Genomic DNA, 24080 nt, shown 5'->3' with positions numbered 1-24080 from the left:
GCTCCGCAGCCCTCCCCGGTGCGCCGCCAAGCTGCGATCGACCAGGCGCTCCGGCGGTTCGATGCGCACGAGCAAGGCGTTGCAGCCCCCCGTCGCCCGGTGTCCTGGAGGAACGCTCCGTGGTCGCTCGCCGGTCGCCGTTATGCCGGGGCGGTCGCCACCGCTGCGCTCGTCGCCCTGATCGGCGTTCCGGCCTGGAACGCACTTGCTCCGCCGCCCGGCTCGCCGGAGGCGATCCCCGAAGCCGCGCCCACCCGGCGCGAACGTGCCGCCTCCGCAGCAACCGAGACCGCGGATGCATCGGCGACGCCGCCTGCAAGACCGAAGGCGAGCACGTCGCCTGCCGCCGCCACTGTCGATTCAACCGAACCGCGCTCCGAGACCGTAGCCGTGGCTCCAGAGCCGGAGACGGCTGTACCTGCGCGCCAAGCGCAGCCCGCACCGGCACCAAAGTCCGAAGCTCTCGCCGAGAGCTCCGTCCAGCCCCTCAGTGCTCCTGCGGTGGTCGCTCGATCCGCCACGGCGGCCGACATCGTGGTGACCGGTTCGCGTGCGGCGCGGCCGGCCGCGCCCCGTGCCGCGCTCAGCCGGAGGGGTGAGATCGCGGAGACGTCGGCGGCGGTGAGCACGCCGGCACGCGGCGACTGGAACGCCTGTACCGTTGATGATCCGAACCGCAGCCTCGATTCGTGCAAGGCGCAGCTCGACGCCTCGGCGAAGGGCGCCGGTCATGTCGCGGATGGCCTCACCCGTGCCTGGAGCGGCGACCTGACCGCGGCGATCGAGGCGTTCGACCGTGCCGTGGCTTTCGCGCCGCGTTCGGCCCTGGCCTACCTCAACAGAGGCCTGGTATATCGCCGACGCGGTGACCTGAACCGCGCGCTCGCGGACCTCGACCGGGCCGTGGCGCTCGCGCCGCACAGCGCGCGTGTGCATTACAATCGCAGCCTCGTCTACCGGCAGATCGGGGCGATCGCCCGCGCGCAGGCCGACGCGGAGCGGGCAGCAGCCCTCGATCCGCGCTACGCCGACTTGCCGAACTGAACCCCTCGCCTGGATTCAGGCCGCGTCGGACAGATCGTCGGCCTGCGCGAGCGTGAAATGAAAGGAGGCGCCGCCATCGGGCTCGTTCACGGCCCAGATCCTGCCGCCATGCGCACGAACGATGGTGGCGCAGATCGAAAGCCCCGCCCCGAGCCCGCCGCTGGTCGACTGATGCAAGGTGGTGAACAGCATTCCGAACGCTTCCTCCGGTATCCCTGGCCCGTAATCGCGAACCGTGACCTCGACGCAATCAGCATCGACGGCATGCGCCGTAACCATGACCAGGCATTCCGAACCGGATCGATTCGCCTGATAGGCGTTGCGGATGAGATTCAGGAGGACCTGCTCGATCTGGATACGATCCACGCAAACCGTCGACCGGACCGGTGCCAGCTCGGTGCGAATGCTCAGACCCGGGCACTCCCCAGATGCCGCCAGGAGGGCACGAACCCGCGCAACGAGATCTGCGAATTCGACCAGTTCTCGTTTGACGAGGCCGCTGGTCACCAGGGTGCGCGCGCTGCGAATGATCTGGCCGGCACGCGCGAGCTGATCGTCGGCGAGCGCCGCCGCCTCGGCGACCTTGGCAAGCTTGTCGCCGGCCAGGGAGGGCAGCAGATAGCGGACCGCGCTGAGGTAGTTCCCGGCGGCCGCCAGCGGCTGATTGAGCTCATGCGCGATGGTCGTCGCCATCAGGCCCATCGCGCTGACCTGCCGACCATGCTCGATCTGGGCCCGCAGGCGCGCCGCCTGATCCTTCGCCTGATGTTCCTCGGTCATGTCGGAACCGGCACATAGCAATCCGACGATACGCCCATTGGCACCGACCATCGGCTCGACGATCATGTCGACGTGGCGACATGACGAGCCCGCCGAAGACTTTTTCCTGCGCAACGGGAGATCCCGGCCCCTGAATGGCGCTCCGCTGTCCCAGACGCTGCGGAGATGCACGAGAAGATCGTCGTCGTTCAGATCCCGAAGGGCTTCTTCCGCTGCATGTCCGAAGACGGTCTCACGACCGATGAGATCATGGAAGGCACGATTGGCGTAGCCGAACTGCAAGGCGGGACCTTCGCACAAGGCCAGGAACAGCGGCGCCTGCTCGAACAGCAACTGGAAACGCTGAAGCTGGATGCGCTGTTCGGCAAGTGATCGCCTGAGCTCGAGCTCGCTCATCACCTGCCGCGCCAGGCCGCGCAAAAGGCGCTGCTGACGCGGGCTAAGCCCTTCCGGCCGCGGACAACGATCGAGCACCGATAGAGTCCCCAGCGGAACCCCGTCGCGCCCGATCAACTGGACCCCGGCGTAGAACCGCAGATTTTCGGCTCCGGTGACCAGCGGATTGTCGGTGAAGCGAGTATCCCGGCTAAGATCCGGAACGATGAACGTGTCCGGCTCCAGCATGGCGTGCGCGCAGACGGCGACCGCACGCGGCGTTTCGCGCTGACCAAGGCCGTATTCGGCCTTGAACCACTGCCGCAACTCGTCGACCAGGCTGACGAGCGCAATCGGCGTGTCGCACACTTCGGCCGCAAGCGCGACGATCTCGTCGAAGACCGGCTCCGGCGGCGTATCCAGAATCGAGTAATCGCGGAGTATGCGCAGCCGCTCAACTTCGGTCCATGACGCACTGGAACCCTTGGACATTCTGGCAAGCTCCTGACGCTTCATCTTAGGAATGGCGGCGCAAAGGGCAAGACAACAACCCGCGCGCAGGCCGCCGGTTTCGTTCCGCCCCGGTTCCAAGCTCGTCGCTCGTGCGATGCCTTGCCTGTTGCCAGCCGCTGTCTTCTGCGGGCGGGAGCGAGACGATAAGCCGCCTTTATCACCGAAGCGGGGGAATTGCCTGTCACCGGTCGACGGTCGAATGCTAGAATCCGGTTTTTGAGAGGCGCCGATGAACAGGCCTACCATGATCTTACGACGCTGGTCTTCCCGGATCAGGACCTCGGACACAGCCGACTATGTTCGCTATATCGAGGAGACCGGGTTCAAGGACTATCGAGCTACCGCCGGCAACCTTGGTTGCCAGATGCTGCTGCGCGATCTTGCCGATGGCTCGACCGAAGTGACGACGCTCAGTTGGTGGGAATCGCTGGCGGCGATCGAAGCCTTCGCCGGACAGCCGATCGACGTGGCGCGCTATTATCCGGAGGACGACCAGTATCTGCTCGAGAAGCCGCAGTCGGTCGAGCACCACCGCATCGCAGCGAGCGACATGCGCCTTTGAGGTCGATCCGTCAGAGCCTCGTGCGGTGCGCATCCGGATCCATTGCGGAAGCGACGCATCCACGGCATTCTCCCACCGAATACGTGTGGGGGAGCCTCAATGAGCCGATATCTGGTCGCAGCCCTGGCCCTGGCGCTCGCGGGCCCTGCCGCGGCGGGCAATTACCGCGTGCAGCTGAGCGGCCAGGATCACAAATTGCTGCACGGCTATGGCGGGCTTCATGCCGCCGACAGCCGCACCGAGGGTTCGCTGGTGCGGGTGATCTCGCCGGGAAGCGCGATCACGAGGCGCGGCACAGTTCGGGTGCTGGTGATGAACCTGGGCGCCAAGGTCTTCGATTTCGGCCCCGCGAGCGTCCGATTGGAACTCGCCGACGGCTCGGTGCTGAGCGAAGTACCGCTGACCGAATTTGCCAAGGGCGCCAATCTCGTAGAGCGCGAGATGGGACGTGCCGCATCGGTCGACCGCCGGGTCAAGGGCGATCTGTCGAGCCTAGCCCAGTCGGCGAGCACCGGCACCCAGGTGCCGACCGGCTTCGTCAGCGGCGGGAACGGCACGGCGGCGAGCAATGCGGCAGCCGCAAGGCAAGATCGCAATCAGGACGCGGACCTGCTGCCCGGTGCAAAGCTGCTGAGCGCGATCGACGGCGTTCTGCAGCCCGCCAAGGTCGGCCCTCAGGAGGCGTCGGGCGGCTATCTCGTCTTCGAATTGCCGAAGATCGTGCGATCGCAAAAGGCGGATCAGCCGCTCACCATCGTCGTCACGGCCGGCCGCGACGAGCACCGGTTTGCGGCGATGCTGCACCGCGACTGAGGCGCCGGAGAATCCTGCCCCGGCAAAGCGCCGCCTGCCCCTCCTTCAGGAGTGCACATGACCCTGATCCTTCGCGGCACCCGTGCCGTCGCCCTCTCGCTGGCTGTTGCCTTGCTCCCGCCGGCGGCCGCCGAGGCGCTGCCGTCCACTCCCACCGCGGACGCCGAGCAGCTGCCGGCCGTGCTACCGCCGATCATGCCGCTGCGCGATCAGGCGCGGCTTCGCGACACGTGGCTGGCGCAACGGCTCGATACGGTCGTGCCCGCACTGATGCGCGAGCAGGGTATCGACATGTGGGTGCTGGTCGCCCGCGAATATCTCGAGGATCCCGTCGTAGCGACGATGCTGGACGCCGAGAGCATGCGGGCGCGCCGGCGGACCATCCTGATCTTCTTCGATCCGGGCGGGGGGCAAGGCGTGCAGCGGCTGACGGTCAGCCGGTACGGGATGGGCGGCCTGTTTCAGCCGGCGTGGCGGCCCGAAGAGGAACCGGATCAGTTTCGGCGGCTCGCCGCCATCATTACCGAGAAAAACCCGCGCAGGATCGCCCTCAACGTCTCGGAGAACAGCGCCTTTGCCGATGGGCTGACCAAGAGCCAGCATGATTCGGTGTTGGCAGCCTTGCCGGCCGGCTACGCGAAGCGGGTGGTGTCCGGAGAGGAACTCGCGATCGGCTGGCTGGAGGCGCGCAGCGCAGCCGAGATGGAGACCTATCCGACGATCGTGCGAACCGCGCACGCGATCATCGGCGAAGGGTTTTCGCGCCACGTGATCACCCCCGGCCGGACAACCGCGGCCGACCTCGTCTGGTGGTTTCGCGAGCGGATCGCGGCATTGAAGCTTTCCACATGGTTCCAGCCTTCGGTCGGCATCTTCCGCAAGGGCGCTGCCGGCGAGCTCTCCGGCGACACCGTGATCCAGCCGGGCGACATGCTTTGGACCGACTTCGGGATCATGCATCTCGGTCTCGCGACGGACACGCAGCATCTCGCCTACGTGCTGAAGCCCGGCGAACGCGATGCACCGCCGGGATTGCGTGCCGGCCTCGCCAACGCCAATCGAGTCCAGGACTCCCTGGCGACATCCTTTGCCGTCGGCCTTTCCGGCAATCAGATGCTGGAACGTGCCCGCGCGAAGGCGACTGCGCTCGGACTGGAGCCGAGCATCTATTCTCACCCGATCGGCTTTCACGGTCATGGTGCGGGCGCCGCGATCGGCTTCTGGGACGATCAGAAGCCGAGCCCCAGAGGCGAGCGGCGGCTCCGCGCCAATACGGCCTGGTCGATCGAGCTATCGCAAACCCAGGCCGTGCCCGAATGGGGCGGACAGAGGATCCCGTTCCGACTGGAGGAAGATGCCTATTTCGACGGCACGAGCCTCACCTACCTGGACGGCCGCCAGAAGGCGTTCCACTTGATCGAGACCACGCGGTAGCGTTCGCCCTGCCCCTTCAGAAAACCGTCCGGGTCGCCTGGCAGTGACATCTTCGTTCCGGGCCGGAAACGGCTGGGCAAGATCGGCGCGACTTTGTAGGGCGCGCGCGGCCGGCTGCCAGATCCCTTATGCCGGCGGAGACCGTACATGCCGATTGTCGCCATTCTTCTCGCACTTGCCGCGCCGGCGGCGGCCTCGCCGAAGGCATCGCCCGGGCAGGTCCCGGCGAAGTTTCAGGGCGAATGGGTCATCGATCCGGCCCATTGCGCGTCGCGCGGCGGCGACAATGTCGAGGGCGCGAAGATCACCGCGACGGACATCGTCCGCTACGAGGAAGGCGTCACGATCGTGCGAGTCACGGCGTTGAGCCCCGACAGCATCCGCTATGAGGGCACCTTGTCGACCTATGACGGCGACTCGCCAGCGACCGGTATCCTCGAACTCTCGCCCGATGGACGCCGGCTCAAAGGTGCGGGCTATGCCGACGGCCCGGACGCTCAGGGGCCCGAGCTTCAGCGTTGCGAGTGAGAACGACCCGACGCCGAATGCGCCCCCGTCGCAGCTATGCTTCGTACCGCGGGTAGCGCGCCTCGAATTCGCGCTCGGACATGACCAGATAGCGGATCATGTCGATGATCGCCCAGGGCACCGAGAGCAGCAATCCGACGATGGTGCAGCTGAGCACCAGCATCAGGATGCCGGTACCGGTGCGGCCCAGGTAGAAACGGTGAATGCCGAGCGGGCCGAACGCGAAGGCGATCAGCGCCGCGATATATTTGTTGCGGTCGTTCGCAACGGGCGCGCGGACGCTCGCGATGTCGTACGCGGGCCGAACCGGCGCCGCGCCCGGAACCGGGAAGATGCTGAGCGCACGGCTCTGGTCGGTTTCGAAATCCACCTGGAGGCCGACGGCGGGCTCGCCGCGATCGGCCCAATCGCGCGGCCGGAAGGTGTAACGGCGGCCATCGTCGCCGAGGACGATCCCGTCGCCCGTCCGTGTGTCTACGCCAAGTACCTGTCCGCGCATATTTCCCCTGCCCTTCGTTCCTCCATCTTGCCGAGAGACGGGTCTTTGACAATGGCGAATGCGGCGGCAAGATCTTTGCGGAGCGCTGCCGTGCCGATGAAAACTGCGGGGGGAGGTCCTATATCCCGATCATGCAGATCCTTCTTTTTATCCTGATCATCGCCGCCGCCGGAGCGACCTTGTTCGTGCTGGTCAAAGGCCTCGTTGCCATGGCGCAGGGTGGCGGCGACGTCCACGCTGTCCGATCGCAGGCGCTGATGCAGAAACGCGTCGCCTATCAGGCGATCGCGATCGTATTCGCGGTCCTGTTCATCCTGATCGGCCGCAGCTGACCGAACGGCGGCGCCTCGACCATGTCGTCATCGTCGGCGCCTCCGGCGGTGTCGGTGCAGCGCTCGCCGCCGCCTTCGCGGATCGCGGCGCATTGGTCCATGCCCTTTCGCGCCGCGCCGATGGTGGCGACCAGCGCGTTCGGCGGGTTGCGATCGACATCGAGGACGAAGCCAGCATCCAGCGGGCGGCAGCGACCGTGTCGCAATCGGGAAAGCCGATCGACCTCGTGCTGGTCGCGACCGGGATCCTGCACGGCGACGGAGTCGCGCCGGAAAAGACCTATCGGCAGATCTCGGCAGAGGGGATGGCGCGCACCTTTGCAATCAATACGATCGGCCCTGGTCTGATCGCGAAGCACTTCCTGCCGCTGCTGCCGGTACACGCACCCTCGATGATGGCGATGCTCTCGGCCCGGGTCGGCAGCATCGGCGACAACCGGCTCGGCGGCTGGTACAGCTATCGGGCGTCTAAGGCGGCGCTGAACATGATCGTCAGATCGCTCGCAATCGAACTCGCCCGGACGCGGCCGCTGACGGCGTGCGTCGCGCTTCACCCTGGCACGGTCGATACGAAGCTGAGCCAGCCATTCCAGCGCGGCGTGCCGGCCGACAGGCTGTTCTCCCCCCAGACGGCGGCGCGGCAGCTGATCGACGTTATCGAGCAGCTCCCGGCCGATGCCAGCGGCAAGCTGTTCGCGTGGGATGGGCGCGAGATCGTCCCCTGACGTCCGCTTTGCTCAGGTGAAGTAGAGGATCCGGGCACCGGGCAAGGCCTGGGAGATGCGCTCCTCGAAGAAGCTCTTGAGACCGGCCATCGTCGGCGGATCGTAGACGTGCTTGATGCTGCCGAATTTGGTGCGCTTTTCCACACGGTTTCGCGCCGACATGTCGAGATCCGACCCCGGATACCAGCGAGTCAGCACCTCCTTCGATCCGGGAGTGTAGCGATGGGTGATCAATTCGACAGTGAGATCGACAGGTATCCCAAGCAGGGCTTCGGCCACCTCGTCGATGAGATCGCCATAGACGTCGCGCCACCCGGGAGCCGCGATGATCGGCGCGATGGTGAGCCCGATCCGGTACCCCGCTTCCGCCATCAGGCGCAGGCCGGCGATCCGCGCCGCGACGGGGCTGGTGCCGCCCTCGTGACGGGCGAATGCCGGCGGGTTGACCGAGATGCGCATGCGTGTGCGCCCGCCATGGTCCCTTGCCAGCAAAGGCGTCACCGACGAAAACTTCGTCGTGAAGCGCAGCTGGACATCGGCGTTCCAGCGACCGAAGAAGTCGATCAGCGCGGAAAGAGAGCCTGTGATATGCTCGATCGCAAGCGGATCGGTATAGCAGGAGGCTTCGTAGGTCGTGCCTTCATGGCCGCGCAGCTTCGTTCCCGAGGTGACAGAACCCTTGCCGAGATAATCGGGCAAGGCCGCTAAAATTTCGGGGAGATTGGCGTAGGCGCGGGTGATCGGCGGTCCCTTCAACGACCCTGCCAGATAGCAATAGCTGCAATGCGCCGGGCACCCTTCTGCAAGGTCGACCCGCCAGTCGGCGCTTGGCGCGATCGGCTGCAGGCGCCGCTTCGAGGGCGAAGCATTCACCACGGCGAGGGTCTGCTTCGCCTCGGCATAAGCCCGCCTGGGATCCGTCCAGCGATCCAGCATCAGGCGATCGGACGGAAGCTCAATGATCTCGATGCCGAGAGCACTCGCCCGTTCGGCGATGGCGCGGCCATGATCGAATGACCGGGCGGAACGGGTGAGGAGGACACGTTTGGGGCGCCAGAGCCGGGACGATGCAGCCTGCGGGTTGCCGGCGGCGGCATCTTCGTGCCCGCCGATCGGGGCGGCTGCGGCGCGATCGCCCATCAGATCGGCAGCGTCTCAGTGATATAGGGATCTTCCGGAGCCCTTTCGGGGACTGCCAGCCGGGGGCCAGCCCGTGCAGCGGCGGCGCGCAGCCATTCCGGTCCACCGGGCCGCTCGCGGATCGAACGATCGGTCCGCTTCTGGACGAGGCCGTAAACGGGATTGTCGCGGTAGCCGGGCGCCGCATCGCCGAACGCCCAGGCGAGATTGCCGTAAGTGGAAGGATCGCGCCCGTCGAGGCTCAGCCGATCGTTGAGATAGCAGGCTGTCGCCCAAGCCGTCTTCGGATCGGGTGTCATCGCGATGATCCGCTTCGCCCAGTACATGCGCAGATTGTTGTGCATCCAGCCGTCGATCAGATACTGCTTCTGACACGCATTCCAGCTCTCGTCGCCTGTCTCTCCGTGGAGCAGCGCTTCGAGGGACTCTAAGTCCGGCCGGGGGTCGGCCGCGTGGTTGTCGAGCTGGGTTCGCGCCCAGTTGGGGATGCGGGCGTAGCTCTCCGGCACACGCAGCGTCCGCGCCTTGTAGTGGAACCACTCGCGCCAAGTGAGCAGTTCGTCGGCGAACTTCTCCTGCTGGGCCGCGGGAACATCGGAAGCCCGGATCGCGGCCATCACCTCGCGCGGCCCGACCAGCCCGAAGTGCAGGTAAGGGGACAAGGTGCTCGCCCCTTCAGGACGCGAGGCATCCCCGCGGGCGTCGGCATAAGCCGGAAGTACTTCGCGCGTCAGACGCTCCAGGCGAAGGCCGACTTCGGCGCGCGCCCCCGGCAGCATCGCGCTCGGCGGAAGAGCATGGTCGATGTCGAGCGTGGCGACGAGCCGGTCGAGCGCCTGATCGTCCATCGACCCGAGCCGATCCGGCGCGAACGGAAGCGCTCCGTCATAAGCCGCGATTGCGGGCTCCGCATCCGTACCGCGCTCCCATTGGTCTCGGGCCGCGAGGTGGCGGCGGCGAAAGGCGGCCGTAGTGCCGACCCCTTGATCGAGCGCAGCGGGCGGCACGAGGCAGGCCGCATTGACGGCGATCACGGCCACGTCGCTTCGGGCAGCAACCCTCTCCGCCTGCCACTGGGCGACGAAGGCGGGCTGATCCTCGAGCACGATGGCCGCGGCATCGGCGGCAAGACGATAGACCAAGCCCCTCTCCCGAACGCCGACGCGGTCGACGTGCTGCACGCAGGCGATGCCGCGATCCGCACAACCGCGCGCGAGATCCCGGCTCGCGCCCAGGACGAACCGGTGCAGGCGATCGGACGCATAGGGATAATCCTCGCGGAGGCCGTGGTAGACGAGCACGGGAAGTCCGAGGTGGTTGGCGAGCAGCACAGCCGCATCGATCGCGGGATTGTCGGTCGCGCGCAGCGCCTGCTGCAGCCAGCACAGCACATATTTGCTCCGAGGCCGGAGCGGAGCCCGGTTCAGAACCCGGCAGCGCGGCGCTTCAGGCCAGTCGGTCAGGGACTCGGGAAGTACAGATTGCATCCGCGTCCAACCACCCGGCGAGCAAGAAGCTGCTACGGCAAAAGGAACTACCGCCCGGCACGACCGGTTGTCGCGCCAGATGATCGAACCGCCGCGAACACCCGATGGGCGCTACCTGATCGTCCAAGGCAAGCTCGGACCGCGGCTGTGGCGGGCCTCCAACCCGACCCTTCCGGAACAGGACCGGCGCGTGCTCGTCAGCGCATTGATGGACGCGCGGCGTGCGGTGCGTGCCGCCGGCGACAAGCAACCGGAACTGACCCGCGCCCGGCGCGACGTCGACCAGGCGAAACGGGCGCTCGGCGAACGCGGACCTGTGTGGTGGAGCGACGGCGCGCCCGATCTCAACCGCACTCTGGTCAAGAACTCGCCCTATCGGGATTGGTGGGAGGCGCAAGGACGCGAGGCGCCCTGACCCGCCCCCATCCTATTCCACAAACGAATCTTCCGGATTGAACACGCGGTAACCGATGATCGTTTGGGTGCGGTCGACATTGTCCCACTGATCGGCGAGCAGGCTTTCCATCACATTGCTTTCGAAGTCGGCCTCCACGCCGCGTGGGCTGACCAGAGCGCGCACCATCAGATCCCAATCGCCGCTGATCGAGTGGATCTCCTGCACTTCCTTGAGGCGCTTGCGCACCATCGACAAGCCCACCTGAGTGGTCTTCCCCGGCTTGCAGCGGATGAAGATGAAAAACTGCATGGGCGTCCTCTCCTGGATCGGCGCGTGCACGGACCGAAGCAGGTCGGGCACGACTTGACCGTCCCATAGAACCGACGGGCTGCGGCAGGGAAGATCGTACGCGGCAAAAACCCTGTGCGACCGGACCTCACGCGTTCCCCGCTGTCCCGAGCGGACCGTGATAGCGCATGGCGACGTCGCAGCGTTCGTAGCGCGCGCCGTACCTCGCCATGATCTCCGGATCGTGGCGGAAGCCGGCCTTTTCGTAGAGATGGACAGCAGCGGCACAGCGCCTGTTGGACAGCAGATAGAGTTCGCGCACGTCCATCGCGGCGGCGCGATCGAGCATCGCCTTCAGCAGAAACGCACCGGCCTTCATCCCGCGCGCGCTGTCGCGGACGGCCATCTTGGTCAGTTCGAACCGCCCTTCCCCTGTCTTCTGCAGAGCGCAGGTGCCGACCACGCCGAGGCCTTCGACTTCGACGAACAGGATCGCTCCGCCCGGCTCGATGATCCGCGTACGCGGGTTCTCGAGAACGTCGCGGTCGGTCGGCTCGAGCGAGAACATCGCCGCGATCCACTCGGCGTTGAGATCGTGGAAGAGCGGAGCAAGCGAGTCATCATACTCGACGAGGCTGAGCTTCGGCCTTGGCGCCCTCGCGACTCGCGACTCGAGCGGCTCGGCCGTCAGCGCCGCCTCGAGCGCCGCGACCTGTTCGAGAAACCCGCCGGACACGCTTGCGCACAAATCGCCGACGGCGGCCTCGACGCGCGGCCAGATCAGTGCACGGCTCTGCGTCATCACCCTTTCACCCGCACCGGTCAGCGACAGGCGGCGCTCGCGCTGGTCGGTTCCCCGTTCCGACGTCACCAGGCCCAACGCGACCAGTTGCCCGACGCTTCGGGTAATGCCCGGCTGGCTGGTGCCGACCATGTCGACCAACTGCCCGACCGTGGTGGGTCCGCTTGCGAGCGCGGTCAGCAAGGGCATATGACTCGGCTGCACCGGCAGGCCGGCGTCCGCGATGATCCGGGCGGCGCTGCCCTGGAACCGCTCGGCAAGCCGCTTCAGCCGGCTGCCGAGGAAGACGGGGCCCAAATCTGCAATCACGTCGGTCATAGATCACTCGCCTCATAACCCGATATATAACCTGTTATGATAGTGGATGTAACGAGTCAACTGGGCGCCTAGGTTTGGTACGGCTTGGAGGCGGACGGGACACGCGGCCCGGCCGCCTCTTTAGTTCCCGTCAGCGGGTCGAAGGATCGGCAGCGGTGGCGACAGTCACCGGTTCGGGCGCAATGGTGACGGGAAGCGGTGCCTGCTCAGCGGCCGCCATCGCCAGCGGCACATCCTCGTCGACGAAACCCTTTACGATCGTGCCCAACGGCACCTTGGCGCTGGTGCCCGTCATGAAGAAGCCAGCCGGGAGAAACACGACCGCGGAAACTGCGACCGCGCCGATGCCGCCCGCCGTGCCCTTGTCGTCGAACGCACCGGTGAGCCGAATCTGGCGGCCGTTCACGGTTACGTACAGAAGCCGGGCGTCGAGCCTGCCCGACTTGCCCCACATGCCCTTGTTACGCACGTCGGTAACCTCTCCAACGGCGGGGCTGCCGCTGGGGATGACGGTTGCACCTTGAACGACCACCGCGTCGGACGTTTCAAGCCGGAAACGATGGCCGACCTTCAGCTTCTTGCCTTTGGTGGTCAGTTCCTCGACCAGCCGAAGCGGCACCTCGGTGCCGGTGCGCAGGACGGCATTGCCGGCGGCAGGCGCCATGATCGGCGACAGGGCCGATGCGGCGACCGGTGTTGCCGCGACGGCCGAGCTCGTCGGCGCGGCCGGCGACACTTGTCCAAATGAAATGGTCGGTGCGAGCAGAAGCCCGCACGCGCAAAGGCGCTTTTTCACGTTGTAATACCCCCTCAAGTCGCGACCCGGCCCTGATCCGAGTCGCAGCATCATGATCGGGCATTGAGGCGCTAAGTGTCAAACCGCCAATGTCTTGTTTTGAAGCACAATTCTAAATGGATGCTGGCCACGACCTACATTGGCGAGGCCTGACATATCCGGCCGGTCGGCTGCGATTTCCTGTTCTGGCCGTCGGTAGGACCTGATCGATCGCCGGATATTGGTGAGCCACTGCAGGCGCTGCGAGTGAAGTGTCGTGATGCTACGCCGTCGGCACGCGACGTCTGCGCCGGCAGTCACCGCGGATCGGTTCGCTGCCGAGCCTTGTCTTCGCGGTCCATGCGCTGACGCACGCCGCCCTCGACGCCGCGGCCTTCCGGCGTCGGGCGATGCACCGCGCCGGGCGTTGCCGGATCCGGGCTGCCCTTGGCCATTTCCCGATGGACGATGTCGGCCGAAATCTTCTCCGTCAGATCGGGCAGGATCGTGTGGAAGGTCGAGGCCGCCTGCGCCTTCCAGCCGACCGGAAGCTCCTCGCGGGGATGCAGCGATACCCACACGATCGCCTCGGCGACCTTGTCGGGATCGTCCATCAGGATCATCCGCGGCTTGTGCCCCGAATAATTGGCGGCATGCGTCCAGAAGGGCGTGTCGGCAGCCCAGGGCATGAGCGTTACCACCTTGATCCTCTTGCCGACGCCGGCAAGGCGCAATTCCTCGTTCAACACCCGCCCGAGCGCCCACACCCCGGCTTTCGTCGCGGCGCAGGAGGAATGATAGGCGAGCGGCACCTGGTTTGCAGCAGGTCCGGGCGATATTTGCCTGATTCAGATCAGAAGCTCCCAGCGGCTTCGTCGGCGAGGCGTTTGTCGAGCAGGCGTTCGTAGCGGTCGGCGTAGGCGCGACAGGCGACGGGATCGAGGAACGGATTGGGATCGCGTTGTCGCTGCAGCTGCGCGAACTTGAGATCGCCGCCGGATTGATCCGGATGCGCGGTCAGAAGGATGCCGCACGATATCGTTCGCAAGGTCGCGAAGGAGCGGCGGAACGCGGCCAGCGCGGAGGCGCGTGCCGGGCTCGAGAAGCGATAGCTTTCCGCTGCGATCGGCCTCAGACTCGCCCCGAACACGATCCGCACGCAGCGCCCGGCTTCACACGAATCCCACGTCCAGCTCATACTTCCCGGCGTGTGACCGGGCGTCGCCACCGCCGTGACCGTCACCTCGCCGAGGCGCAGCGTCTTTCCGCCGGCGATCGACCGAACCCGCGCGACAGCCGGATAGGGCGCGAGCCAGGCCGCCTGGGGATCGTCGGCCGCGCTCCGCCCCCTGCGGAGCACTTCCGCGGCGGCAGGCGCGGCCACCACCACCGCGCCCGTGTCCCGGGCGAGCGCGGCGAGGCCGCCGGCATGATCCCAATGCGGTTCGGTACTGAGGATCAGCTTGATGTCCTTGGGATCGAATCCGAGGCTGCGAATGTTGCGTTCCAATGCGGCGACGCCCTGCGGCACGCTGCCGTCGATCAGGATCAGGCCCGAACGTGTCCGGATCAGCGCCACGTTGAGCCCGGCGAAGCCGACAAGAAAGGTATTCCCGTAGATGCGGGCCGGCGGCTGCGACACCAGCCAGCGCTTGGCATATTCGGGTTCGATCGGCTGCAGCAGCGGATCGCTCCGCTCGTGCGCGCCTCCGGACGACTGGAGCAGCGCCGCACTCACCCACAAGGCAAACCATTTGCTTCGTCTCACTTACCGCCTCCCGAATGTTCGGGAAGGGGATCTCCCATGCCTAAGCCAACGACAAAGCATCATTCCTCGGGGCAGACATCAATCGCGCTCATGGCTCGTCTGGATCGAACACCCCTCGGTTCCGCCCTGCGACACATGTCCGCACCACTGGAGGCTTTTTAGGCGGTCGATCTGTGCGGCAGGTCGTCCACGCCACCCGGGGGCGCTGCCATGACATCGCAGGAGATGCAGCCGCAAACCAGGTGGTGCGAGAGAGTGAGTGATGCCACGGGTCCGATCGACATCCCGCGCGTACGGGCGGTCTGCCTATCGCACCGCGGGTCGGGTGAAGTCGGCGCGCGCTTCCGCGACTTTGCGGCGGATGACGCAATCTTCGGCATGATCGTTGATGAGCCCCATCGCCTGCATGAAGGCGAAGATCGTGGTCGGGCCGACGAAGCGCCAGCCGCGACGCTTCAGATCCTTCGAAATTGCGATCGAGGCTGAGGAGGTGGATGCGGATTGGGGCGCAACCTGCGCTTCGGAGCTCGGCTCGAAGCCCCAGAGATACGCCGCGAGCGATCCCTTCTCTTCGACCAGTTCGACGGCGCGGCGGGCATTGTTGATCGTCGCCTCGATCTTGCCGCGATGGCGAACGATGCCGGCATCGCCGAGCAGACGCTCGACATCGGCTCCACCGAATTCGGCAACCGCTTCGAAGTCGAAGCCGCAAAAGACGGTTCGGAAGCGTTCGCGCTTGGCGAGGATGGTCCGCCAGCTCAGCCCCGACTGAAAGCCCTCCAGGCAGATCTTTTCGAACAGGCGGCGATCCTCAGCGACCGGAAAGCCCCATTCGCGGTCGTGATAATCGAGGAATTCAGGCGCTGCCGCCGCCCATTTGCAGCGTGCCTTGCCGTCGGGGAAGAGTGTGGCCACGTGTTCTCCGGAACCAGGATCGGGAGCGCAACGATCCAATCTGGACGGCCTAGATGCAAGCCTTCATTGGCCCTTCAGGTCGGCTGAGCCGCGGCTGGAGGCTCAACCGTCCTCGGCCTCGGGCAGGATCGCCCCGACATGGGCGATGCCGCGCGCCTCCGCCAGACGAACCTGGCGCTCTCGCTCGGCATAGCGCGCCCGCTGGGCATCGCTGCGTTCGTGCTGGCAGGCCGGGCAGCTGACTCCTTCCCGGTACAGCGGCGAGGCCCGCTGTTGGGGCGAGACGGGCATGCGGCAGGCACGGCAAAGGACGAAACCGCCGGGTCGCAGACCATGGCCGACGGTTACCCGTTCGTCGAACACGAAGCAGTCGCCCTGCCAGCGGCTTGCCTCGGCCGGCACCGTCTCGAGATAGGCAAGAATGCCGCCCTTCAGATGATAGACCTGGTCGAGGCCTTGCGACTTCAGAAAGGCGGTCGACTTCTCGCAGCGTATGCCGCCAGTGCAGAACATCGCGATTTTCGGACGGGCAGTTTGTCCATTCCCGTCCAAGGCAGCGCGATTGGCCTCGAACCAGGCTGGGAAATCGCGGAAGCTCCGGGTCCTGGGATCGATCGCACCGGCGAACGTGCCGACGGCCACCTCATAATCGTTGCGCGTGTCGATCACGATTGTGTCGGGATCATCGATCAGCGCATTCCAGTCGGAGGGCGCGACATAATGCCCAGTGCCGCTCAGCGGATCGACATCGGGCTTTCCCATGGTCACGATCTCGCGCTTGATGCGAACCTTCATGCGGAGAAACGGCATCGATGCGGCGCGAGAGTCCTTGACCTCGATGTCGGCGCATCCCGGCAGAGTGCGGACGTGTTCGAGCACCCGATCGATGGCGGCGTCGGTTCCGGCGATCGTGCCGTTGATCCCTTCGTGCGCGAGCAGCAACGTCCCCTTGATGCCCTCGTCCACGCACAGCTGCTCGAGCGACGAACGGAGCGAGGCGCAGTCTTCCAGCGGTGTGAATTTGTAGAGCGCCGCCACACGGATCGGCAAATCGAGATCTGACATCGTGCTCGCCCGAATAAGGCACAGCGGGCGGTTCGTCCATTGTCGCGGGCGCGGCGCCAGGAATCCCGATCCTCACTGCCGCACCGGGCGATCGGGGAGAAAAGAGTACGAAGTACGCTTAATGGGCTTTCGGCGCCGGAAGGCCCCTCCCCCGCCTCCGGCGGTCCCCCTCCCCATCCGCTTCGCGGACAGGGAGGAGAAGATCCAACGCCATCGACGCGTCCGGCGCCTCAGTTCCCGGGGCCTCCAAGCTCGATGAGGGCGACGGCGGACAGCGAGATCGCGATCACCGCAGCATAAGGCAGCGCCACGAAGGGGAGCATCAGGATCGGCGGCAAGGCCTGCCAGCGCGAATAGTCCGATCCCCACGAGCGGCCCCACTCGGTGAAGATCTGGAAAGCGGGGATGTTCTCGTCGCCCTCGCCTCGATGCCAGGCTTCGAGAGTCCGAATTCTCGCAGCGAAGCAATATTGAAAGCTCTTCCAGATCGCCTCCAGCAGCCAGAGCGATGCCGCGACGAACAGGGTGCCGAGCAGAATCAGGCTGCTGCTCTCCTTCACGCCGATCGCCAGACCGGCGCCGAGCAACGGCGTCGCAAGACCTTTGAGGGTCAGCGCCCGCTGATCATATGCCTCATATTGCGACTGGATCAGCAGATATTCGGCGCGAAGATCATCGTTCGAGCGCATCTCTCCTCCTCCCATCGCAGCCTACACTGCATCCAGCAGACCTGCCGGAGCAGGCCGCTCCCGGTCATTTCTTCGTACCCATGTCGCTGCGCAGCAAGGCGCGCTTTTGGGGCGCCAGAAGCGGCTCGGGCGCGAGGGGTTCGCCAAGCCGCATCACCCGCGGATCGTCGACGCGCAGTGCCGGCCAGGCAGGCAAACCGGCACCGTTGGGATTGCCGGTCTTGATGAAGTTCAGCCAGTAGCCCGCGATCTGCGCGGAGAAGGCGTGATCGTCGGCAGTGAAGCCCCGCTCGGGCGCTGCATCGAGGGTGCCGAACAGATAGGGGATCTCCGAGGAATGGAAGGCGCGCCAGCGCGCGGATTGCGGACCTGGCGCAACCCGGGTGAAGCGATAGCCATAAAGCGGCGCACGACCGTTTCTGGCGCTTGCCCATGCTGCGAGCAGCCACGCCCAGCGATCGCGGTGCAGCTGGATGTTCGATTCGGCACGATCGGCGTCGGTCGAGTCACGGTAGAGCACCGCGGCACTTGCCGCCCGCGGACCGAAAAGCTCCTCCCGGAGCTGCCGCAATATGCCCGGATCGGGCGCGCCATAGGCGCTGGAAAGCCCGCTTCCCTCGTCCGCCGTGAATCCGGCGAGCATCGGCACGTCCGCGCCCCGCCCGCTTCGCAGGGCCTCGCCGAGGGGCTGCGGGAGCAGACGACCATCGATCACCGGCCCGAAGCGACCGGAATTCGCCCCGCGGGACGATTGCAGCGCCTCCGCCGGAAGGGCGCGCAAGGCCGCCAGGGAAAGCGCCTTCTTCTCGGCACCGAAGGCGAGCCCCTCTTTCTCGGCCTCCGCCAACCTGGGCAGGGGCAGCGGGCGGGGAAAGCCGCTTTGCGCGATCGCCCGCTGGAACAGCCCCCGTGCCGAGGGTGCGGCGATCAACGCATGCACGGCCATCGCCCCTGCCGACTGACCGGCGATCGTGACCTGACCCGGATCGCCGCCGAAGGCGGAGACGTTGTCCCGCACCCAGTGCAGCGCCGCGATCATGTCCTGCAGCCCGAAATTCGCGGCGGGTGCGGCGCCCGCTTCCGCGCTGAGGCCCGGGTGGGCGAGGAAGCCGAAGACGTTCACCCGATAGTTGATCGTCACCACGACGATGCCCCGCGCGGCGAGCGCCCCGCCATCGTAGATGGGGACTGCCCCCGAGCCCGAGTTGAATCCGCCGCCGTGTATCCATACCAGCACCGGCCGGCGGCGAGCCTTCCCCGCGGCGGGTGCCCAGACGTTGAGGAACAGGCAGTCTTCGCTGACATCGCCCTGCACCACATATTCGGGGCTCCACGGACCGAAGCCCTCCGGCGTCACCCCCTGCCAACAGCTGGCGCCGGAGGTGCGGGCGGAGCGCACCCCGCTCCAGGCGGCAACCGGGCGCGGCGCACGCCAGCGACCGGGACCAACCGGAGCAGCGGCAAACGGGATGCCGAGAAAAGCATGGACCGCGCCCTGATCGATGCCTTCGATGCGGCCGCTGCGGGTCGTCGCCACCGGCCCCGCCGAAGGCGGTGCGGCCGCCGCCAGGCTGAGGGGGGCGACCAGGCAGATGGTCAAGCGGAGCGCCAAGCGAAACAGGTCACCCTCCATCGTTCGATGTCGAAGCAGCATAGAAACAGAGCGGCATTGGACAAGCCGATTTGCGCCGGGAACCCGGCCGTGGCCCACGGTCCACATCAAGGCTGTTCGCCGGCAGTCGCGGCGATCCGCCCGTGACCGCGGCCGAGGCAGCGGCGACCAAGGCGCTGCGAACTTGATCACGGCGCCGGTCGTGCGAATGCTGACCGAGCGACACAAGCAATGGCTAGAGGAGTCGTTGAGGATGGAAGAGGTGGTGCGCGATCGTGATGCGATGATCGCGGCGATGGATCCGGTGCTGCGGAACGGGCGCTTCATATTCTGCACCACCGCCAGCGAAGCGGTTGCACGTGCTTGTCGGGAGGCAGCGATCGGCATGTTCGTCGAGGCGGAGGGCCAATCCTTCCTGCTGCCCGCCGAGCGGGCACGGGCCCTCGGCTTCGAGACAGATCAGGAAATGTGCCAGATCACGCTCAACGTCCATTCGGCGCTCGACGGCGTCGGCCTGACCGCCGCCGTTGCCACGGTTCTGGCGGCGTGCGACATCCCGTGCAACATGGTCGCCGCCTACCACCACGACCACGTCTTCGTACCGGCGGCGAGCGCGCCAGCCGCGCTCGCCGCCTTGCTGGATCTACAGCGCGCGCATGCTTGACCCACGCCGCTCAAACGTCGCGGCAAGGCCTTAAGCCTGCTCGGTGGCGTCATTGGCTCTCCGGGTGCGGAGCGGCTAGTCCTGCGGCTTCGGCTGCCACTTGCCTTTGGTGCGGCTCGTCAAGTGAAAGCGCCGGCAGCGTTCGCAGCGGTAGGGCCGGAGCGGAAGGCCGTAGCCGCGCGCGGCTTCGAGCGCTTCCCGGGCGGTGGCGTAATCCGCCTTGCGGAGGCAAATGCTCAGCCGCGTGCGCATCTTGTTCTCCTGCAGCATCGCACCAGGCGTTCCGAGCTCACATAGCCGCTAAAGGACGTATTTCGCGCCGTTCCACCGGGCGACCGGGATCTTTCCGAAGCCCGGACCGCCAATCTCGATGTCGCGCCAGCCGCCGTGGCTGCTCGGCAGGATGGACATGATGCCTTGAGCAGAGAGGATCGGGCGCCAAGTTCCGCCGACCTTGCGCAAGACGACGAACATCGCCCCCGCTGCGCCGTAGCACGCGCCCCCGTCGGAAACGACGATTTCCCCGGTTCCGTCACGGTCGAGATCATGCCGCTCGAACGAGATCATCTCCGCGACTTCGTCGCACCCGTTCGCGATGACATCGCCACGAAGGCGAAAGCCTGCTGCCCGGGCCGCTGCGACGCGCTCGGCCTCCGAGATGCCTACGGGCTCCGAGGAGCGCTCCGGAGCGATCGCGATCGCCGCAAGAGTGGCCATCAATGCCAACATGATGCTGTCTCCACGAGCGCCGGGTGCGCGGAACGCCGCTAGCACGCGCCATGGCCCGCGCGAAGGATCATAGTGCCAGGGCCTCCGAGCAGGTACCGCAGGGATCGAGCGGGAGTCGAGAGGTCTCCCTGTGAGCACGGGCCGAGCAGTCGAAGGCGCTGCCGCGTTTCCAGCGACGCCTCCGGCACGAAGCGAAGCGTCCCCGAGGCGTCCCCGTTTCAGGGCGCCGTTAACCTTTTTTTAACCAATGTTAGCGATCGGTAAACGGGTAGTGTGCGTATTGCTAGAGGCGAGCCATGGGCCTTCTTCCAAAGTCCGATGTTCCGGATTCAGACTATCTGTTCGAGCGCGCTCAAGCCGAAGCAGCATGCGCGGCCTGCGCCGAGCCCGAAGCCGCGAAAGCGCATCAGCGCCTCGCCTCGCAATATCTGGACCGGCTGTTCGGCGAGAATGGGACAGAGGACGCCGTATTGGAGAGCCGGCATCGTGAGACTCGCGAAGCGATGACCAGCATCTTTCACGCCCTGGAACTCCCGGCAGAGACTGCGTCGCTCGGTTTCGAAGACCTGCTGGTGAGCCTGGATCGATAGGAGACACGCCCTTTCGCCGCTCTGCGTGAAAAAGGGAGGTGCATGGTGGCGATCCGCTCGGTCCGGCGGTACGGCCGATCAGGCCGTCATCGCCCTGAGCAGGCGATCATAGGGCACCAGTGCGATATCCTCGACGAGCCTGATCAATTGAGCTTCGCTGTCTTCGCGCGCCTTCTCGGCTGCGGCGTAGGCCGCTTCGTCGAGCGTGCCTCCGCCGGCGCAGAGTGCGCCAAAGTGCGCCGCCGTTGCGAGGTGCCGGTCGATTGCGTCGAGAAGCCTTTCACGGTCGCTGCGCCCGTCCGGCGTCATCCCCCAGACGAGGGGTGACACGCGCCCATCGGTGGTGATCGGAGCATGTCTCATTGGTCGTCGCCTCCAGGATCATACACGTGCGTCCGGCGGGGCGAGGCCGCTGCCGCCCTCGATCTCAGTCGGCCTCTCCGCAGCCTGAAACCATCTCAGCCTCCATGCCTCATCCATGCGGAGAAGGCAAGTGCATTTTGCATCATTCGAGAAGTCTTTCTGTGCTGTTGCTGCTTCTCAGCCGCGCGTCAGCGTCAGGTGGGAACCCATTCCCGCTTGCGATTTTCACTACTTGTTGGTAGAACATATGGAGAACGGGAGAGTCGAGTCGTGGACGAACTCAAGCACCTGCTCCTTCAGGAGCCCGCCTGTGAGGCGGCATGTCCCAGCTGCCTCATGGCGTGCGCGATCCTGCCCTCGCGCCTGAGCTGGTGGTCGCGCGAGATCGAGCGACTTTGCCGGGAGCGGTCTCTACGCCCTCAGTCGACCGCGCTCCGCGAGCAGCTCGATACTGCACTAGCTGCGCATGAAGCGCTGGGCCGACGATATGCGGAAAGTCCGCGAGCCGAGCGCCGGCAGGGACCTCAAGCATCGCGATTTCCACCATTTTCTCCAGCTCGCCCTCAGTAGGAAGAGGGTCGTCGACATCGGTATCGGGCTGCCGGCCGGTGAGCAGCCAATCGAGCGAAACGTCGAAGAAGTCGGCATAACGCTCGGCCGCCCGGCGCGGAATGCTGCCCGATCCTCGCAGACCATTTTCATGCTGATTGTAGGTCGCGACCGGCATGCCCAGCGCCTTGGCCGCGTCGATGGCGCGGGGGAAGCGGCGGGCGCGAGCGATCTTCAAGCGCTGGTTCGGTGTCGTCATGCCAGAACAATATCAGAAATGGTGCAAAAAGCACTTGCTTTTGTATGATGCCTTTTGCATTATTCCACGATGAGATCAGCAACGCCCGCAGCGTTGGATCAGCAGGCCGAATTCGCATCGGCGGCCCCCTCCCCTCCGCCGCGACCTCCGGAGCGCCGCGCAATCGGCGCTCCGGCCTTTCGGCCGCGAAGCAGCAACACACTCGATCACCCGGAACGAAACAGTCAAAGGAGTGCCGCAATGGCGAAGGACAAGCGCAGGAAGAAAGCCGCCGTGCCGGAAGAGGCGTTAATCAACCCATTCGCCGCGCAGCATGCCACCTACCGCCAGGCCACCGTGGTCGATCTTTCGGGCGAGCTCGGCGGCGGCCGGCAGAAGATGATCAAGGTGCTGCGCAACCTTTATCCGAACGTCGCCGACAGATGGCTTGCCGAAGGCGGCGAGGGCTTCGGCGACCCGCGAGCGCGAGGATGCCGCGTTGCTGCTCGCCAAGGAGCGGATCCAGACCGATCTCGAGGTCGCCCGATCGATGACAGCACTCGCGGCCAGAATCGAAGGACTACGCTGATGTGTGGACAATCCGATGCGATGCGGACGGTGCGGGACGCGGCCTGTCAGCTGAGAAAGGCTTGCAGCCTTATCGATCTGTTCTCGCATCCCGGGCCTGCCCGTGCGTTGATGCCGGATCGGCGGCTCGAAGACCTGATCAGGAAACTCGACGGAATCGACTGATTTGGCTCCCGCTCCGCCGCGGGCGATTTCAAAGGCCAGGCAAAACGGACGGTAATCCCTGCCTCCGCAATCCGGCGGGACTCTAGGCCACGCTGCCCTTCCCGGAGCGCCAACCAACCATGCTCCTCAGACGAAAGGCTCATCTCGATGCGCAAAATCTCCGCAATCGTCCTTCATTGCTCCGCTACGCCGGAGGGACGCGAGATCAGCGCGTCTGATATCGACCAGATGCACCGGACCCGCGGCTTCGATCGAATTGGCTACCACTATTTCATCCGGCTGGATGGCAAGATCGAGAAGGGGCGCCCTGACGGCGTTCCGGGCGCACATGTTCAAGGCCATAATCTGGATACCATCGGCATCTGTTACGCCGGCGGTGTCGACGTGGCCATGCGTCCGAAGGACACGCGCACTCAAGCGCAGAAGATGGCGATGAAGGCTCTTATCGGAACGATGCTGGAGGCATATCCCGAGGCAAGGGTCTGCGGCCATCGTGATTTTCCGGGCGTCAACAAGGCTTGCCCCAGCTTCGACGTTGCAGCCTGGATGGCGGAGACCGACTTGGGAAAAACCGCCGCCGGCGCTTAGTGCGCCCCTGCTCCTGGTCCCGAGGCTCATGCCTGAATGTGCCGACGCAAAGCTCAGTTCCTGCCCGCGCGGGGAGCTATGGGCGAGACGTGCACCCGCACTGTTTCGAGTTCGTCGCCACTCGGGTCCGCTGCTCGCCGGCCATCAACGCGCTCAGAAAGGAGACACGGTCGTGAAGTTCTTCACCGTCGCAGCGATCCTTGCCGTTCCAATACCGGCCAGCCAGGAGCAGGCTCTTCCTCCGTGCGCGTTCGCACCATTGCCGTCACCTGCGCCGATCCAACCGATGTTGAACACGCCTCCCTATTTCGGACCGGCACGACAACAGCTCAATCGGGGGATTGCCTGATGGGTAGGCTCTCCTTGCTCGGCTCCGTGCTGCGCTACTGGCGTATAGCGGCTGCCGGATCGATCGTCCTGATCATCGCCTTTCTCTGGCTCTCGTTGCAATCCGAGCAGCGTCATGCGGCCAAGCTCAATGCGCAACTTGCGGACGCAAATGCTCTGATTGGCGTGCAGGCACGTGCCGCGCGACGTCTCGCGGACGAGAGCGCGCGGCGCATGACGGAAGCGAAGACACTGCTTGCGGCCGCGAACAAGGCCAACCGCCTTCAGGCCCCGCACATCACGGCGCTTCGGAGGTCAGCCGCCCGACCTCGCACTGTCGCGGAACCCTGCACGATCAGCGACACGCTGCAGACGATGTCCGGTCTGTAGCCGGACGAAGCGCCCCTACTCAGGCCAG

The 24080-nt window shown here is 65.8% G+C and carries 30 protein-coding genes; 13 read left to right on the top strand and 17 right to left on the bottom strand.

The features are described 5' to 3' along the window. The first annotated feature begins 99 nt into the window (after window positions 1–99). Entirely contained in the window at window positions 100–1044 is a 945-nt protein-coding gene (locus ETR14_RS21320; protein WP_165356562.1) for a tetratricopeptide repeat protein, read from the top strand. Window positions 1045–1059: 15 nt separating this feature from the next. On the opposite strand, the gene ETR14_RS21315 is transcribed toward ETR14_RS21320, so the two are convergent. Beyond that, window positions 1060–2691 carry an ATP-binding protein gene (locus ETR14_RS21315; RefSeq protein WP_165356561.1) on the bottom strand — a complete coding sequence of 544 codons (1632 nt, stop codon included), beginning with the start codon at window positions 2689–2691 and terminating at the stop codon, window positions 1060–1062. A 250-nt stretch (window positions 2692–2941) separates the two neighbouring features. Between ETR14_RS21315 and ETR14_RS21310 the strand changes: the two genes are divergently transcribed. The 4 genes from ETR14_RS21310 (at window position 2942) to ETR14_RS21295 (ending at window position 6049) form a co-directional block, all read left to right on the top strand. Next, entirely contained in the window at window positions 2942–3274 is a 333-nt protein-coding gene (locus ETR14_RS21310; protein ID WP_206185887.1) for a hypothetical protein, read from the top strand. 99 nt (window positions 3275–3373) lie between these two features. Continuing rightward, window positions 3374–4087: a hypothetical protein gene (locus ETR14_RS21305; protein ID WP_129388648.1), complete on the top strand. Its 714-nt coding sequence runs from the start codon at window positions 3374–3376 to the stop codon at window positions 4085–4087. A gap of 57 nt (window positions 4088–4144) precedes the next feature. Beyond that, window positions 4145–5521, top strand: a complete 1377-nt coding sequence (locus ETR14_RS21300; RefSeq protein ID WP_129388646.1) for a M24 family metallopeptidase — start codon at window positions 4145–4147, stop codon at window positions 5519–5521. A 147-nt stretch (window positions 5522–5668) separates the two neighbouring features. Further along, a complete protein-coding gene (locus tag ETR14_RS21295) occupies window positions 5669–6049 on the top strand; it encodes a hypothetical protein (protein ID WP_129388644.1) in 381 nt (126 codons plus the stop codon). 34 nt (window positions 6050–6083) lie between these two features. Here the strand turns inward: ETR14_RS21295 and ETR14_RS21290 are convergent, their stop codons facing one another. Continuing rightward, the gene (locus ETR14_RS21290; protein WP_129388641.1) at window positions 6084–6548 is read right to left on the bottom strand and encodes a TM2 domain-containing protein; all 465 of its coding nucleotides are present in this window, start codon (window positions 6546–6548) and stop codon (window positions 6084–6086) included. Window positions 6549–6679: 131 nt separating this feature from the next. On the opposite strand from ETR14_RS21290, the gene ETR14_RS21285 reads away from it, so the two are divergent. After that, entirely contained in the window at window positions 6680–6880 is a 201-nt protein-coding gene (locus ETR14_RS21285) for an HIG1 domain-containing protein (RefSeq protein WP_129388638.1), read from the top strand. Then, window positions 6844–7605, top strand: a complete 762-nt coding sequence (locus ETR14_RS21280) for an SDR family NAD(P)-dependent oxidoreductase (RefSeq protein WP_371416828.1) — start codon at window positions 6844–6846, stop codon at window positions 7603–7605. Before ETR14_RS21285 ends, ETR14_RS21280 begins: the two co-directional genes overlap by 37 nt. A gap of 12 nt (window positions 7606–7617) precedes the next feature. Here the strand turns inward: ETR14_RS21280 and ETR14_RS21275 are convergent, their stop codons facing one another. Together ETR14_RS21275 and ETR14_RS21270 are read right to left on the bottom strand one after the other, a co-directional pair. Beyond that, window positions 7618–8745, bottom strand: a complete 1128-nt coding sequence (locus ETR14_RS21275) for a radical SAM protein (RefSeq protein WP_243455625.1) — start codon at window positions 8743–8745, stop codon at window positions 7618–7620. Further along, on the bottom strand, window positions 8745–10232 hold the full coding sequence (locus tag ETR14_RS21270) for a deoxyribodipyrimidine photo-lyase (RefSeq protein ID WP_129388632.1): 1488 nt from the start codon (window positions 10230–10232) through the stop codon (window positions 8745–8747). The genes ETR14_RS21275 and ETR14_RS21270 overlap by 1 nt, the downstream gene beginning before the upstream one ends. Before the next feature lie 79 nt (window positions 10233–10311). On the opposite strand from ETR14_RS21270, the gene ETR14_RS21265 reads away from it, so the two are divergent. Continuing rightward, a complete protein-coding gene (locus tag ETR14_RS21265) occupies window positions 10312–10647 on the top strand; it encodes a hypothetical protein (RefSeq protein ID WP_129388629.1) in 336 nt (111 codons plus the stop codon). 12 nt (window positions 10648–10659) lie between these two features. On the opposite strand, the gene ETR14_RS21260 is transcribed toward ETR14_RS21265, so the two are convergent. From ETR14_RS21260 to ETR14_RS21220, 9 genes are all read right to left on the bottom strand, one after another. After that, window positions 10660–10989 carry an Lrp/AsnC ligand binding domain-containing protein gene (locus ETR14_RS21260; RefSeq protein ID WP_129388626.1) on the bottom strand — a complete coding sequence of 110 codons (330 nt, stop codon included), beginning with the start codon at window positions 10987–10989 and terminating at the stop codon, window positions 10660–10662. A gap of 76 nt (window positions 10990–11065) precedes the next feature. Further along, complete coding sequence (locus ETR14_RS21255; RefSeq protein ID WP_129388623.1) at window positions 11066–12037, bottom strand: bifunctional helix-turn-helix transcriptional regulator/GNAT family N-acetyltransferase; 972 nt, start codon at window positions 12035–12037, stop codon at window positions 11066–11068. 130 nt (window positions 12038–12167) lie between these two features. Next, window positions 12168–12833, bottom strand: a complete 666-nt coding sequence (locus ETR14_RS21250; RefSeq protein ID WP_371416713.1) for a hypothetical protein — start codon at window positions 12831–12833, stop codon at window positions 12168–12170. Window positions 12834–13129: 296 nt separating this feature from the next. After that, complete coding sequence (locus ETR14_RS21245) at window positions 13130–13624, bottom strand: hypothetical protein (RefSeq protein ID WP_129388620.1); 495 nt, start codon at window positions 13622–13624, stop codon at window positions 13130–13132. Between the two features lie 41 nt (window positions 13625–13665). Then, on the bottom strand, window positions 13666–14580 hold the full coding sequence (gene bla / locus ETR14_RS21240) for a subclass B3 metallo-beta-lactamase (RefSeq protein ID WP_243455624.1): 915 nt from the start codon (window positions 14578–14580) through the stop codon (window positions 13666–13668). Window positions 14581–14886: 306 nt separating this feature from the next. Beyond that, complete coding sequence (locus ETR14_RS21235; protein ID WP_129388617.1) at window positions 14887–15495, bottom strand: DNA-3-methyladenine glycosylase I; 609 nt, start codon at window positions 15493–15495, stop codon at window positions 14887–14889. A gap of 102 nt (window positions 15496–15597) precedes the next feature. Then, window positions 15598–16560, bottom strand: coding sequence for a rhodanese-related sulfurtransferase (locus ETR14_RS21230; protein WP_129388614.1), 963 nt, complete (start codon window positions 16558–16560; stop codon window positions 15598–15600). A gap of 230 nt (window positions 16561–16790) precedes the next feature. Beyond that, window positions 16791–17249 (bottom strand): hypothetical protein, encoded by a 459-nt coding sequence (locus ETR14_RS21225; protein ID WP_129388611.1) that lies wholly within the window; start codon window positions 17247–17249, stop codon window positions 16791–16793. 64 nt (window positions 17250–17313) lie between these two features. After that, entirely contained in the window at window positions 17314–18861 is a 1548-nt protein-coding gene (locus ETR14_RS21220; RefSeq protein WP_165356560.1) for a carboxylesterase/lipase family protein, read from the bottom strand. A gap of 184 nt (window positions 18862–19045) precedes the next feature. Here ETR14_RS21220 and ETR14_RS21215 point away from each other — a divergent pair, with 184 nt between their 5' ends. Further along, window positions 19046–19525: an ACT domain-containing protein gene (locus tag ETR14_RS21215; protein ID WP_243455623.1), complete on the top strand. Its 480-nt coding sequence runs from the start codon at window positions 19046–19048 to the stop codon at window positions 19523–19525. A gap of 75 nt (window positions 19526–19600) precedes the next feature. Here ETR14_RS21215 and ETR14_RS28555 read toward each other — a convergent pair whose 3' ends face one another. Then, window positions 19601–19777 (bottom strand): hypothetical protein, encoded by a 177-nt coding sequence (locus ETR14_RS28555; protein WP_165356559.1) that lies wholly within the window; start codon window positions 19775–19777, stop codon window positions 19601–19603. A 48-nt stretch (window positions 19778–19825) separates the two neighbouring features. Beyond that, a complete protein-coding gene (locus tag ETR14_RS21210; RefSeq protein ID WP_129388602.1) occupies window positions 19826–20254 on the bottom strand; it encodes a hypothetical protein in 429 nt (142 codons plus the stop codon). A gap of 296 nt (window positions 20255–20550) precedes the next feature. Between ETR14_RS21210 and ETR14_RS21205 the strand changes: the two genes are divergently transcribed. Continuing rightward, complete coding sequence (locus ETR14_RS21205) at window positions 20551–20844, top strand: hypothetical protein (RefSeq protein WP_129388599.1); 294 nt, start codon at window positions 20551–20553, stop codon at window positions 20842–20844. A 78-nt stretch (window positions 20845–20922) separates the two neighbouring features. Here ETR14_RS21205 and ETR14_RS21200 read toward each other — a convergent pair whose 3' ends face one another. After that, window positions 20923–21207 carry a hypothetical protein gene (locus tag ETR14_RS21200; protein WP_129388596.1) on the bottom strand — a complete coding sequence of 95 codons (285 nt, stop codon included), beginning with the start codon at window positions 21205–21207 and terminating at the stop codon, window positions 20923–20925. Between the two features lie 334 nt (window positions 21208–21541). Beyond that, the gene (locus ETR14_RS21195) at window positions 21542–22015 is read right to left on the bottom strand and encodes a helix-turn-helix transcriptional regulator (RefSeq protein WP_129388594.1); all 474 of its coding nucleotides are present in this window, start codon (window positions 22013–22015) and stop codon (window positions 21542–21544) included. A 240-nt stretch (window positions 22016–22255) separates the two neighbouring features. On the opposite strand from ETR14_RS21195, the gene ETR14_RS21190 reads away from it, so the two are divergent. The 3 genes from ETR14_RS21190 to ETR14_RS21180 all read left to right on the top strand — a co-directional run bounded on the left by ETR14_RS21190 (window position 22256) and on the right by ETR14_RS21180 (window position 24052). Beyond that, window positions 22256–22747 carry a hypothetical protein gene (locus tag ETR14_RS21190; protein WP_129388591.1) on the top strand — a complete coding sequence of 164 codons (492 nt, stop codon included), beginning with the start codon at window positions 22256–22258 and terminating at the stop codon, window positions 22745–22747. Between the two features lie 147 nt (window positions 22748–22894). After that, window positions 22895–23335, top strand: a complete 441-nt coding sequence (locus ETR14_RS21185; protein ID WP_129388588.1) for an N-acetylmuramoyl-L-alanine amidase — start codon at window positions 22895–22897, stop codon at window positions 23333–23335. Window positions 23336–23578: 243 nt separating this feature from the next. Then, window positions 23579–24052 (top strand): hypothetical protein, encoded by a 474-nt coding sequence (locus ETR14_RS21180; RefSeq protein WP_129388585.1) that lies wholly within the window; start codon window positions 23579–23581, stop codon window positions 24050–24052. Window positions 24053–24080: the final 28 nt, after the last annotated feature.

Origin of the sequence: Sphingosinicella sp. BN140058 (assembly GCF_004135585.1) — a bacterium.
Taxonomy (GTDB): domain Bacteria; phylum Pseudomonadota; class Alphaproteobacteria; order Sphingomonadales; family Sphingomonadaceae; genus Allosphingosinicella.
The sequence above is the reverse complement of the archived record's forward strand: the minus strand, read 5'-3'. Positions and strand labels throughout refer to the sequence as shown.